The sequence below is a fragment of the Chryseobacterium vaccae genome (assembly GCF_009602705.1).
Classification (GTDB): domain Bacteria; phylum Bacteroidota; class Bacteroidia; order Flavobacteriales; family Weeksellaceae; genus Chryseobacterium; species Chryseobacterium vaccae.
This window is the reverse complement of record NZ_VSWH01000001.1, coordinates 843,613-857,310: the sequence shown is the minus strand read 5'-3', so window position 1 is coordinate 857,310 and position 13,698 is coordinate 843,613. Positions and strand designations below refer to the sequence as shown.

The following is a 13,698-nucleotide window of genomic DNA, read 5'->3' as shown; positions in this document are numbered from 1 at the left end:
TGCCCTTTGAACGAGGACAGAGTATAAATAATGTCTGAAAATGAATAAGAATATGAGAACTAAATTAACCTTAATGGCTGCAGTAACAGCTTTTACCTGCAGTTTTGCCCAGGAAAATCAGCCGATAAATCCAAGAATGGAACTGTATTCAAAAAAAGTGGACAGCATTGTCCTCTCTGAAAAATCAAAGTTGAATACAGAACTAAATGCCATAGATAAAAGCTTCAGTGAAAATAAAATCACATTCGATGAAAAGCAGAAACAACGTACCGAAACAGCTTCAAAATATCAGCAGATCATTAACGATAAAATAGACGCAGAAAAATCAGAATTGGAAACTGCTACCAAAGAAATGGTAAGAGACGCTGTTTTTGAAGGGAAAAACCCTGCTCCTCCCAGCAGATATTCGTTACAGCTTGGCTCTAATGGATTCAAAATGGAAATGTTTCCGAGAAGGCGAACAACACCTAAAGAGCTTTTAAATTCTTTAGCCATGACGTTCAGCTTTGTTGGTACCAATATGACCTCTAAAGATCAGCCGTTCAGGTTTTACAGCAAAGATTCTGAAGTGAAAAATACAGTCTATAATTCCTATAATTTTACGCTCAGATACGAAAGCCAGGTCGGTGGTTTTAAAAGCCCGTTGTTTTACAGATTCGGACTGGGATTCCGTTCAGATCAGTTTTCTGCAAAATACGGAAAAGTATATTCACAGGAAGGGCATACGCTGTCTGTACAGGAATTTACCAAAGGCAATCTGAAACAGACCCGATTTAATAATACCTATATTTTTGTTCCGGTAGATCTCCGGTTTGTTCTGAATCCTAAATATGTTGAATTTGAAGGAAATACCTATTTAGATAACAAAAAAGACCAGCTGAGCATTGTTTTAGGAGTATATGGAGGGGTAAGGGTTGGAACCGTTATTTATAATAAGTACTCCAATGAATTTTCATCAAGGATTGTAGAAAGAGAAAGAGTAGGATATGGAATGAACGATCTTGTGGTTGGTGGCAAATTCGGGATCGGTTACGGAGGTTTCAATTTATTTGTTCAGAAAGATTTTACGCCGACATTTAACAATAACGCACAGTTTACAAAGAAATACGGACTTCAGATCGGTCTGGAGATTGCAAGTATCTATTTTTAAATTGTTAATAAAAATAATGATTATTTATTATATTGCTAATTTGAATTGATTTTTTTTAAACTTATTAACGTTTGTTCGGTAATAATCTGAATTTGAAACACGCTTTTTTTAAGTGTGTTTTTTTTTGTATTTTGGCACTTTAGTAAATATGAGAAATATTCAGTTATTAGGATTGTTATTAGTGGTTGTAGGCAGCTTTCTGCCCCTTGTTCATGTTCCCATCATTGGAAATTGGAACTATTGGAAACTGGACCACTATTTGGCCATTGCGTGCTGGATCTTTGCTGCATGTGCCGTTTTTGGTATTGTTAATAACAGTGCGAAAATCGTAAGATTTTTTGGAGTATTGCTGATCATTTTGTTTGCATTTACCCTGGTAGCTGTCAAAATGCAGTCGCTGGAGTATTTCAGCTTTTTGCCTTTTAAATCCTGGCGGGAAACTTTCGCAGGGGTTGTAAAGCTTAAATGGGGCTGGGCTGTAGAGTTTCTGGGTGCATTCATGATGATTTTGGCTAGGAGTAGTAAAAAAGTAAACAACAGAGTACAGATATGAAATTAATAAAAGTATTTTGCGCTGGAATACTGATGTTAGCATTTTCAAAAGCCGAAGCTCAGAGCACAGATTTCAGCAAACCGGATAAACCAGCTAAATGTAAAAGTCTGAAAGAAGGTAAATTCCTACGTGAGAATTATCCGGAAGGCATCTGGTATATGACCGTGAAAGATAATGTTCAGACCGAGTATTTCAATAACGGAAAAGATTTTATAAAATCAACACTGGTTTTTGTGGACGACTGTAACTATAAGGCAATTGTCATTGAAAAATCAGATAAAAACGATCCTGTACAGATAGGAGATGTTTTCAGCGTTAAAATTATGGAAACTCAGGATAATTTCCTGAAAGTTCAGACAAAGATTGACAACAATCAGTTTGAACTTACCTACGTAAAAGTAAAATAGAACAGATATTATACGAAGCCGGAAGGCTTCATTCATTAAAAAAAGTAAAATATAATACACATGAAAGAAGTATTCATCGTTTCCGCAGTAAGAACTCCTATGGGGAGCTTTATGGGAAGCCTTTCAACAGTTCCGGCTACCAAACTGGGATCTGCAGCAGTAAAAGGAGCATTAGATAAAATTGGTCTTGATCCTAAAAATGTTCAGGAAATTTATATGGGGAATGTGCTTCAGGCAGGAGAAGGCCAGGCGCCGGCACGTCAGGTTGCCCTTGGAGCGGGATTATCTATTGAAACTCCGTCTACTACGGTAAATAAAGTATGTGCTTCAGGAATGAAAGCGGTAACTATGGCTGCACAGGCGATTAAAGCCGGTGATGCTGAAGTAATCGTTGCCGGAGGTATGGAAAATATGTCTTCAGTGCCTCATTACTATAATGCAAGAATTGCTACCAAATTAGGCGATATCAAAATGCAGGATGGAATGGTATTGGACGGTCTTACCGATGTGTACAACAAAGTGCATATGGGAGTATGTGCAGAAAAATGTGCAACAGATTACAGCATTTCAAGAGAAGATCAGGATAACTTTGCTATTGAATCATATAAGAAAGCAGCAAAAGCATGGAGCGAAGGAAAATTCAATGATGAGGTTGTTCCTGTTGAAATTCCACAAAGAAAAGGAGAACCTGTTATTTTCGCTGAAGATGAAGAATACAAAGCTGTAAATTTCGATAGAATTACAACACTTCCTACTGTATTCAAAAAAGAAAACGGTACAGTAACTGCAGCTAATGCATCCACACTGAATGACGGTGCTTCTGCCCTGATCCTTGTATCTAAAGAAAAAATGGAAGAATTAGGACTGAAACCTTTAGCGAAGATTGTTTCTTATGCTGATGCAGCCCAGGAGCCTGAAAACTTCACGACTGCTCCGGCAAAAGCACTTCCGATTGCTCTTAAAAAAGCAGGTCTTGAGATTTCAGACATCGACTTCTTCGAATTTAACGAAGCTTTCTCTGTAGTGGGATTGGCTAATAACCAAATCTTAAAGCTGGATGCTTCCAAAGTAAACGTTAACGGAGGAGCGGTAGCCCTTGGGCACCCGCTGGGAAGTTCAGGGTCAAGAATCATTGTTACCCTGATTAATGTATTGAAGCAAAATAACGCAAAATATGGTGCTGCAGCCATTTGTAATGGTGGCGGTGGTGCTTCAGCGATCGTTATTGAAAACATATAATATTCTCTTTGAGAGTATTTGCCATTAAGGAATCGATAATTTTTTTTAAATCTTATCCATTTCTTAATGGTTTTTTTATTTTTGTGCTACTAATATTTATTTGAAATGTCTGAAATTGAGAATCAACAGCCTCAAAATATAAAAAATAATCCAAGGATTATGAAGGCTTGGGCGGTATATGACTGGGCGAATTCCGTATATTCGCTGGTAATCACCTCCACCATTTTTCCTATTTACTATTCCATTCTTACCACAGCGTATGAGAAAAAAGAATATGTAGAAGAAACCAAATCCTGGATTGATGTCCCGGTGAGGCATATGATTAAAATCTTCGGAGAAGAATACCAGCCTGATGCGGTATATGGATATTCACTCACCATCTCTTTCTTTATTGTGGTACTGCTGTCTCCATTTTTATCATCATTGGCAGATACCATAGGCAATAAAAAATCATTCCTTCAGTTCTTTTGTTATCTGGGAGCAACTTCATGTATGGGGCTTGCTATGTTTACAGGGATGCATAATGTATTTCTGGGGCTTCTTTTCAGTATTACGGCAAGTGTCGGGTTTTGGGGAAGTCTTGTATTTTATAACTCCTTCTTGCCGGATATTGCAACCCGGGATAAGCAGGATGCCCTTTCGGCTAAAGGATATGTCTATGGATATATCGGATCGGTAGTATTGGTGGTGATCTGTTTAGTATTGATTCAGGTATTTGCCAAAGGAGCGGCCCAGCAGCTGTTGTTCACAAGAATCAGCTTCTTGTTGACAGGAGCATGGTGGTTCGGGTTCTCACAGTATACCTTCAAGCACCTTCCTCAGTTTGGAGATGTTAAAGATAAACTTCCAAAAGATCTGGTACTTTTAAACTATAAAAATATTTTTAAAAAGCATGAAGAGCAGGGCGGATTCTTTGAAGTTCTGAAAGATAATCTAAGCTTTTATAAAGACATTGCTAAAGAAAGTTTCCATGAATTATTCAAAGTAGGAGGAGAGTTGTTTAAAGACAGAAACCTGAAATTTTTCCTTTCCAGTTTCTTCTTTTACAGTGTAGGAATGCAGACTATTTTCCTGATGGCTACCCTGTTCGGAAAAAGTGAAATCAATCTGGCTCAGGATAAATTGATAGCCACGCTTCTGGTTATCCAGATCGAAGCCATTATCGGAGCGGTAATCTTCTCAAGATTATCAAAAAGAATCGGAAACAGAAATGTAATCTCTATAGCCATTATACTATGGATTGTTGCCTGTCTTTGGGCGTTTTTCCTAAATAAAGAAAATCCTACAGTGGAATACCAGTTTTATGGTGTGGCAGCAGTTGTCGGACTTGTAATGGGAGGTCTTCAGGCGATGTCCAGGTCTACTTATTCCAAATTGCTTCCTGAAGATTCTATGGAAAATACAACATTTTTCAGTTTCTATGATGTATTGGAAAAAATTGCCATCATCATCGGAACCTTTATATTTGCAACACTCATTGAGCATTTCAACAATATGCGTATTGCAGCGCTTTCCATGACACTGTTCTTCGCAACCGGATTAATATTGATCCGGTTCCTGAAAGTTCAGATGCGGAAAGACAGAGATACCTTGTAAAATATACAGAGCTGTTTCACTTTTGAAACAGCTTTTTTATGGGTCATCCGGTTGAGATTCGATAAAAAAGTCTGCTTTTTACATTAAATATGGAATTCGGCGTGAATTTTGATTATATTCAGCGGAATAATTTTTAACTTTGTCAAAAGATTTATTGTCAAAATGACCAACCCTCTATTTTATGCAAAAATAATCCTGTTTGGAGAATATGGAATGATTGAAGATTCCCAAGGGCTTGTAGTACCTTACAGCTTCTATAAAGGAACTTTGAAATTCTCAGATCTCGGTTCTGAATTTGAACTTAATTCCAACAGACATCTGCAGAAATATGCTGATTTCCTTACAACGCTTGATCTTTCTGATGATTTTGAATTAGATATCAATCGCTTTAAAAGTGATATTGCAGAAGGGCTCTTCTTTGATTCCAATATTCCTCAGGGATACGGAGTAGGAAGCTCCGGAGCTCTGGTAGCGGCTATTTTTGAAAAATATTCAATCAGTAAACTAGATTCTGAACATATTTCAAAAGACAATCTGAAAAAATTAAAAACCGTTTTTGGAGAAATGGAAAGCTATTTCCATGGCAAAAGTTCAGGAATGGATCCTTTGATCTGTTACATGAACCTGCCGATTCTTATTGAGAACAAAGAAAATTTAGACAGGGTAAATATCCCGGAAGGAGAAGCCGGAAAAGGAGCAATTTTCCTTATCGACAGCGGAATCACCGGAGAAACAGGTCCAATGATCCAGATCTTCTTTGAAAAAATGAAAACAGAAGGTTTCCGTAAAACACTGAAAGAAGAGTTTATCCGTTACAACAACGCTTGTATTGACGCTTTCCTGAAAAAAGATATGAACCCATTCTTCAGAAACCTGAAAAAACTGTCCCATTGGGCGTATGAACACTTCCGTCCAATGATTCCTGAAAGTATCTTTAAGATCTGGAAAAAAGGACTGGATTCCAATGCCTATTATCTTAAGCTTTGCGGAAGCGGAGGCGGAGGGTATATTCTGGGCTTTACCAAAGATTATGAAAAGGCAGAAAAAATGCTTGACGGCTTCCAGAAAGAAGTGATCTACAGATTTTAAACACACTGGAATGAATTCTGAAAAAGAAACTTTCCAATCTAAAAACGATGTCTCTAAATCTATATTTTACAGATTCTCACAACTGGTGGGCTTTCTTCTCGGAGCGCGGTTCTTCGTAGCTGTTCTTCTGACTTTTGCCCTATATGTTTCGACTTTTTTTCTGTTTAATCAGGATGAAACCTTCAGAAAATTTGTCTTCGATTTCAAAGTTCACGGGATCATCTTTTGTACCGTTCTTACCATTCTTGCAGGAGGAATTATCAACCAGTTCTATGATCTGGGAAAAGATCATATTGCAAAGCCATTCCGGACCAGAATACAGAGTTTCATCAAGCAGAAATATTTCCTGTATGCTTATCTCACATTAAGTGCCATTTCTTTGGGCGTAGCGTGGATGATTTCACACAGGGTTTTTGTTTTCTTTCTTGTATACCAGTTTTTTATGTGGTTTTACAGTCATAAACTGAGCAGGATTCTGATTCTTAATAACCTTACTTTCGTTAGCCTTACCTTATATCCTTTCTTCGGAATGATGGTCTATTACGAGACCTTTTCATGGAAAGTACTGCTGATGGCTGTTTTCCTTTTCCTGATTCTTTTATGTATTGATATTGTAAAAGATATGTTGACTAAAAGTGTTGATAGGACCTTTGGTTATACCACCATCCCGAACTATTTTAAAAATAGAAATACAAGGATTATCATTATCTCTCTGCTGCTTGTAACAATGGCAGTATCCATGAAAATCATTATTAAAACCGGAATATCCGGATTTATGGCGTACTATTTTGCAGGAGGACTTTTCATCATGATTCTGTGTATTTACCTCCTTCTGAACTTCTCACGAAGAAGAATTTTTCTCACCCTCAATATTTTAAGATTCTGGGTTTTTGTAGGAATTATTGCAATGCTTTTGAATGGAATTGAAAGCAAATTATAGAAAAAATTTCTTTAAATAAACTGAGGTATTCATTACCTTTGCAGAACTAAATTTAATAAAAAGGAATGCCCATTTTTAATGATACTAAAGTTGCATTTGCAGACAAGTCTGATGCACAACTGAAAAAGGCGTACTGGATGTTTAAAATGATTGAACAGCCTGCTCTTACAAGCCTTGGAACCTCTGTCCTTAATTTTACCGTACATCATAATTTTCCTTTCGTTACCGGAATTGTTAAAAACACATTGTTTGAGCAGTTCTGCGGAGGCGAAACCCGCGAAGAAAGTATGAAGGTGGTAAAACAGCTTTTCAAAAGGGGAGTAGGTAGTATTTTTGACTATTCCATTGAAGGAAAAGAAGATGAAGAAACCTTTGATGCCGTATGTAAAGAGATCAAGGATATCGTAAGATTTTCAGTGGGAAATCCGGCTATTCCTTTTATTGTGTTTAAACCTACAGCATTCGGAAGAATTGATCTGTATGAGGCGGTTGGCAAAAATGCAGAGCTGACATCCAGCCAGAAAGAAGAATGGGAAAGAGTGGTAAAAAGATTTGATGAAGTATGCAGCCTGTGCCACGAAAATGATAAAAAAGTAATGGTAGACGCCGAAGAAACCTGGATGCAGGAGGCGGCTGACTATTTGTGTGAAGAAATGATGGAGAAATACAACCAGGAAAAACCTATCGTTTGGAATACCATCCAAATGTACAGAACGGGAAGACTTGAGTACATGGAACAGCACCTTCAGAGAGCAAGAGAAAAGAATTATTTTATCGGGTATAAGATTGTTCGCGGAGCTTATATGGAGAAAGAAAGAGCAAGAGCAGCAGAGAAAGGATACGCAGATCCTATCCAGCCGAACAAGGAAGCTTCCGATAAAAACTATAATGCCGGAATTGATTTTGTAATGAATCATCTGGATAAGGTTTCAGCATTCTTTGGAACGCATAATGAGGTTTCATCAGAACTCGTAATGGATAAAATGAAAGCCAAGTCTCTCGAAAACGGAAACCCTCATGTTTATTTCGGACAGCTTTACGGAATGAGTGATAATATTACCTTCTACCTGTCGGATAAAGGCTATAATGTGGCTAAATATCTTCCATACGGGCCTGTGAAGGATGTAGTTCCATATCTTACGAGAAGAGCTCAGGAGAATACTTCTGTGGCCGGACAGACCGGAAGAGAACTAGGACTTATTAAAAAGGAACTGGAAAGAAGAAAGAAATAAGATTCTTATCCAAAATATAAAGCGACCTGCAGTTTTCTGCAGGTCTTTTTTATGCATTTATTGGTGAAAAACCGTTTTTATTGTCACTCTGACAGCGATTTTTATTTTTCCGAAATTAACAATTATCTATATTGTTCCTTTATATATTAATTAATTTTTAAATTTATTTAAAAATTATTGCTAATTTAATTGTGTTTTGCTATATTTGATAATATCATAAAAGTATTTAATACATAACAGGTTTTACTATAAAGTGACCAGGTTATATAATAAGTTTTAAATAGAAATAGGATGAAAGCAAACTTATGAATCCAATCCGTTATCTGCTAAAAAGGAAAAGCAGATCCCTATCCATTAAAAACTAAATAAAGCAATAGCTTTAGTTTTCTTCTTCAAATATTTTTTACCTGGCTATTTTCTTTAGTCAGGTTTTTTATGGCTCAAAACTTTCGAATTTTCCATTTTCATAAAACAGGACAATACGTTTTATCTTATTGCTTTGATTTCCAGTAGCTTGCGCTATTATCTGTTCATTAGAATTTTCTAATCGCCGAGAATCGGTTAAATTTTCCTGGACCGTACTTTGGGCAGGTACAGACGATTCTCGCGGGCTGAGTTTTGGAGATTCAGAAGCAACCTCTGTAAGTTCCGGATCTTCATCATCGCTCATCATGGTGAACAGATCCGGAAGCGGAGTGGGCTTTGGCTGGTCATCCAATTTTTCTGTCTGAATTTCTATGGTTTCCGGAAGTTCAGATTTCAACATTTCTCCTTCACCCGTAATCAGCCAATCCCAAAGGATTTCCGGGAAACGGGATTTTATCTTGATGATAAATTCCAGAGAGGGTTTATTTCTTCCCGAGGTAATATGCGAAATAGAAGAACGCTGTACGTCAATCTCATCAGCAAATTCAGAAGGAGTAAAAGCAGAATACTCTATCACTTTGGAAATTCTTTCGTTCAAACTCATAAAAACAAGTCTTTAATTATTTTACAAATGTAAATAAATAAAGTTACAAATGCAAATTACAAAAGTAAATGGGAGTGATTATTTTGAATATACAAATGTAAATAAGTGTAATATGCTAAATACCAATGATATATTTACATTTTAGAAGATAAAATACAATTAACTAAAGTAAATTTTCTTTTTTATGCTATTCTGAATCATTAATCATCTGACCTTAGTATTATTTTGCTAGAAATTCTTTCTGATATAGGTAATTTAAGTTTGTAAACAATATAAGTAGCTAATTATCAGTAATATATTTAACTAGATTACATAGTTAAAGATCAATTGATTTATAACAGCTTTTATCGTTAAATATCAATATTTTTAACGTTATACAAAAGTAAATTAAAACGTAATAATCTAATTATCAATACTTTATTTGTATTTTAATCTAATTATCAACTTATTTTCAATTGTAAATACCATAGAGGAGTATTTTGTACAGGATGTTGTCTTTTTAAACCTCTATTTTGCTAAAATTCTAACAAAATAACAAATTTACATTTGTATATATTAGTAACTTCTAGAGTTATCCACATTAGTACTGTTTAATAAAACTATACGCTTTTCCCGAAAAATTCTTAATTAAACACTTAAAGTTATATTACTAATATAGTTGAAATAAAATTTGTAACTAGCTGAAAATAAATAAAATGTAATATGCGTTTTGAATTATTCGCAATCCACAATTTTATCCACAGACAAAATGACAGTTTACAATGTTTAGCTGGTTTACTTATGTTAATTTTATTTTTTAGTCAAAAATGCTTAAATTTGACTCTTGTAAACTACTTCATAATGAACTTTGAACAAATCTATATTCCGAATCCTGATTTCCCAAACCGCTATATTTCCCCCGAAAAATTATTTTCTTACCTACAGACTAATCTCAGCAATTACATTCATGAGATTGGAAGGTCATATTTAGAGAAACCTATTTACCGTTTAAGCATCGGTTCCGGAAATATTAATGTTCTTGCCTGGTCACAGATGCACGGAAATGAATCCAATGCTACTCATGCCATACTCGACTTATGGGAAACTTTAGATAAGGCTCCGGAAATGAAGGATGAGCTGTTCAGTAAGATCAGCCTCGATTTTATTTTTATGCTTAATCCGGACGGTTCAGAAAGATGGACAAGACTTAATGCATCAGATGTTGACCTGAACAGAGATTTTCATAATGAAGCGAGTAAAGAGATCAAATATCTGAAAGCTGCCGTCGCCGGAAAAAAATATGATTATGCATTAAATCTCCATGAACAGCGTACCATATTTACTACAGACGGAATTCATCCGGCAACACTTTCATTTCTGGCACCTTCAGAAAATGTAGAGCGTACCGTAACAGACAACAGAAAAAAGTGTATGGCTGTCATTGGTAAAGTATATGAACACTTAAAGGAAATGATCCCTGACCAGATTGGCAGATACTCAGATGAATTCTATCCGACTTCCACGGGAGATAATTTTATCAAAGCCGGAATGCCGACTATTTTATTTGAAGGAGGACATTTCATAGATGACTATACAAGAAAAGGAACAAGAAAATATTATACAATAGCCTTGTATTATGCCTTAAAAGCGATAAGCGACCTAAATTCAGATATCGAAGGATGGGAGAACTATCTCGAAATTCCGGAGAATAAGGAAACCCATTATGATATCATCTACAGAAATGTAAAACTGGATACCGAACATGAGTGTATCTTAGATGTTGCGGTTCAGTATAGAGAGGTTATTGAAGATGGTAAAGATGAAATTTCCTTTGTACCTTTCGTTATGGAAGTAGGAGATGTGAAAAAAAGAAAAGGCTGGTTGGAAATAGACTGTACAGGAAAAAAATTTATAGCAGACACCAAATACCCGAAGCTGGATGCACCCGTGGAATTTACGATTGAAGATTAAATAATCAGAAAAGTTGACTTTCTCTTTTTTTGTCTGAAAGATGATGTTGGAAAACGCAATGTTGCAAGGTTTTTGACAAAGTATGCCACTTTTAAGACGCAAGAAAATCAAAGATTTTCAGCAGTCTTTTCCAGTATGAAATTTTATCAGTGATAAAATCATTGCGCCTTATGCCCATAAAGCTGATGGAAAAATAGCGTCTTTGCGCAAATCCAACAAAAGTAAATTTAAAAAAACTCTGCGCCATCAGCAAATAAAAATCATTCATGTATCTAAGACATAAAATAAAACGTCCTCAAAAAGCTTGAGGACGTTATTTTATATATTTCAAAGAGAACTAGTTAACCACTTTGATTCCGTTGGCTACAAATCTGATCTCTTCCTTAGGTTTAGTGATCGCATCAATTTCAGCCTGTGGTTTTTTAGCATCTTCTGCATAGTGTTTCTGCTCATCTATAGAAGTTACTTTTCTTTCTGCATTACCTTCAAGCACAACATTCTTTCCTTTTAAAGCAGTAGGAACAAAGAAAGCATAATCCTTCATTTTTACGAAAAACTGAGAATCATCCTCAGTCTGGATGGTAAGCCAACATCCTTTTTTCTCACATACATCAGTTACTTTACCTTTAATGGCTACGTTTTCTACTTTCTTATTATCTTTTTTAAGCTTTTTGCTTAATTTTTCTACAGATATTGCCTTAGATTCAGAAGAAGAAGCAACTCCTGCTCCGTAAGCATCACCAACAACAGCATTTCCTGCAGGTGGACCAAATTTTTTTGTCTCCTGTGCAAAAGCTAAAGTAGATACACTTACAGCAGCAGCCAATAATATAACTTTGAATTTCATTTTTAATATTTTTTTCAAAAGTACTAATTAAAATTGAATATAATAAGGATAAAAAGTTGATAAAAAACAGGTCATTCGGGAATTTATAAACAAATTTCAAAATCAATAGCATATTTGTTTATATTTGACGCCTATACTTGACTATGCAGAAAAAACTGAAACTTTGGGACGCCATTATGCTTGTGATGGGGTCTATGATCGGAAGCGGAATCTTTATTGTAAGCGCAGATATGATGCGGAATTTAGGCTCCGGGTTCTGGTTGATTGTCGTATGGATTATTACAGGAATTATGACGGTAGCAGCAGCAATCAGCTATGGCGAACTGTCGGCTCTGTTTCCTAAAGCCGGGGGACAGTACACTTATCTTAAAGAAATTTTTGGCCGAAAGATGGGATTTCTTTACGGATGGGGACTTTTTACAGTGATTCAGACCGGGACGATTGCAGCAGTAGCCATGGCTTTTGGTAAATTTACAGCCTATCTCGTTCCTTCATTAAATGATGCAGCACCCATTTTTCAGAGTGGAGAATTTAAAATTACCTGGATACAGATTCTGGCGATAGCGGTTATTCTTCTTCTTACTTATATCAATACAAGAGGAGTGGAAAGTGGAAAATTGCTCCAGAATGTATTTACAGGATCGAAAATCATTGCCTTGGCCGGACTGATTGCAGCTGGATTTATTCTGGTGAATATTTCTCATTTATCCGAAAATTTCAGTTTGGGGATGGAATCATTTAACAATCTTAAAAAAGATCTTAGTGGTAATTTTCTTAAAGAAGGCTGGGAATCGATTAGCGGAATGACCCTTCTGGGCGGAATTGCAGCAGCCATGGTAGGTTCCGTTTTCAGTTCTGTAGCCTGGGAAAGTGTAACATTTGTTTCCGGAGAAATTGAAAACCCTAAGAAAAATGTAGTAAAAGCAATGATTTACGGAACTTCAGCTGTAATGATCCTTTATCTGGCCGTTAATTTTGTATATCTGAACGCTTTGGACAGGGAAAGTATTGCTTTTGCAGCCAATGATAGAGTAGCGGTGGCAGCATCTCAGAATATTTTCGGAAGCGCAGGAACTATTATTATTGCTTTGCTGGTCATGGTTTCTACTTTTGGGTGTAATAATGGACTGATTCTGGCTGGAGCACGTGTTTTCCAGACGATGGCAAAAGACGGAATGTTCTTTAAATCAGCAGTTGAAAATAATAAAAATGAGGTACCTGCCAATGCTTTATGGATGCAGGGAGTTTGGGCTTCCTTACTATGTCTTAGCGGACAATACGGCAACCTGTTGGATATGATTTCTTTTGTAATCGTTTTATTCTATATGATTACTGTTTTCGGGGTAATTTATTTGAGATTCAAAAAACCGGATCTGGAACGACCTTACAAAACATGGTTATATCCGGTAACTCCCGTTATCTATCTGCTGATAGGAACAGGATTTTGTGTACTTCTATTGATCTATAAACAGCAGTATACCTGGCCAGGATTTATCATGGTTCTGCTAGGACTTCCGGTATACTATTTTATCAACCGGAAAAATAAGACAGAGAGCCAACAGGAATAATATAAATAATATCTACAGTAATCTAAGGTTTTTCAATTCGTTGAAGAGCCTTTTTTGTCCCTAAAATATAAATTTTGCTATAATAATAAGAAATAACAGTCCAACAGCAACTTTAGGTCCCCGTCTTCCTGCTTCCAACCATGAATTCGAATAATAT

12 protein-coding genes are annotated in these 13,698 nt (G+C 36.1%); 10 read left to right on the top strand and 2 right to left on the bottom strand.

The features are described 5' to 3' along the window. Positions 1–52 precede the first annotated feature (52 nt). The 8 genes from FW768_RS03905 to FW768_RS03870 all read left to right on the top strand — a co-directional run bounded on the left by FW768_RS03905 (position 53) and on the right by FW768_RS03870 (position 8,206). Positions 53–1,150: a hypothetical protein gene (locus FW768_RS03905; protein WP_153392647.1), complete on the top strand. Its 1,098-nt coding sequence runs from the start codon at positions 53–55 to the stop codon at positions 1,148–1,150. A gap of 148 nt (positions 1,151–1,298) precedes the next feature. After that, positions 1,299–1,703, top strand: coding sequence for a hypothetical protein (locus FW768_RS03900; protein ID WP_153392644.1), 405 nt, complete (start codon positions 1,299–1,301; stop codon positions 1,701–1,703). Next, positions 1,700–2,110: a hypothetical protein gene (locus FW768_RS03895; RefSeq protein WP_153392641.1), complete on the top strand. Its 411-nt coding sequence runs from the start codon at positions 1,700–1,702 to the stop codon at positions 2,108–2,110. The genes FW768_RS03900 and FW768_RS03895 overlap by 4 nt, the downstream gene beginning before the upstream one ends. Positions 2,111–2,170: 60 nt before the next feature. After that, on the top strand, positions 2,171–3,349 hold the full coding sequence (locus FW768_RS03890) for an acetyl-CoA C-acyltransferase (RefSeq protein WP_153392639.1): 1,179 nt from the start codon (positions 2,171–2,173) through the stop codon (positions 3,347–3,349). Between the two features lie 105 nt (positions 3,350–3,454). Continuing rightward, a complete protein-coding gene (locus FW768_RS03885) occupies positions 3,455–4,945 on the top strand; it encodes an MFS transporter (RefSeq protein ID WP_153392636.1) in 1,491 nt (496 codons plus the stop codon). A gap of 162 nt (positions 4,946–5,107) precedes the next feature. After that, positions 5,108–6,034, top strand: coding sequence for a mevalonate kinase family protein (locus FW768_RS03880; RefSeq protein WP_153392633.1), 927 nt, complete (start codon positions 5,108–5,110; stop codon positions 6,032–6,034). Positions 6,035–6,044: 10 nt separating this feature from the next. Beyond that, positions 6,045–6,974, top strand: coding sequence for a UbiA family prenyltransferase (locus FW768_RS03875; RefSeq protein WP_153392630.1), 930 nt, complete (start codon positions 6,045–6,047; stop codon positions 6,972–6,974). 65 nt (positions 6,975–7,039) lie between these two features. Continuing rightward, entirely contained in the window at positions 7,040–8,206 is a 1,167-nt protein-coding gene (locus tag FW768_RS03870) for a proline dehydrogenase family protein (RefSeq protein ID WP_153392627.1), read from the top strand. 433 nt (positions 8,207–8,639) lie between these two features. Here FW768_RS03870 and FW768_RS03865 read toward each other — a convergent pair whose 3' ends face one another. Then, positions 8,640–9,176 carry a helix-turn-helix transcriptional regulator gene (locus tag FW768_RS03865; RefSeq protein WP_153392625.1) on the bottom strand — a complete coding sequence of 179 codons (537 nt, stop codon included), beginning with the start codon at positions 9,174–9,176 and terminating at the stop codon, positions 8,640–8,642. A gap of 840 nt (positions 9,177–10,016) precedes the next feature. On the opposite strand from FW768_RS03865, the gene FW768_RS03860 reads away from it, so the two are divergent. Then, a complete protein-coding gene (locus FW768_RS03860; RefSeq protein WP_153392622.1) occupies positions 10,017–11,126 on the top strand; it encodes a M14 family zinc carboxypeptidase in 1,110 nt (369 codons plus the stop codon). Between the two features lie 337 nt (positions 11,127–11,463). Here the strand turns inward: FW768_RS03860 and FW768_RS03855 are convergent, their stop codons facing one another. Then, positions 11,464–11,973 (bottom strand): DUF4920 domain-containing protein, encoded by a 510-nt coding sequence (locus FW768_RS03855; protein ID WP_153392619.1) that lies wholly within the window; start codon positions 11,971–11,973, stop codon positions 11,464–11,466. Positions 11,974–12,116: 143 nt separating this feature from the next. Between FW768_RS03855 and FW768_RS03850 the strand changes: the two genes are divergently transcribed. After that, entirely contained in the window at positions 12,117–13,541 is a 1,425-nt protein-coding gene (locus FW768_RS03850) for an APC family permease (RefSeq protein ID WP_153392616.1), read from the top strand. The last annotated feature ends 157 nt before the right edge of the window (positions 13,542–13,698 follow it).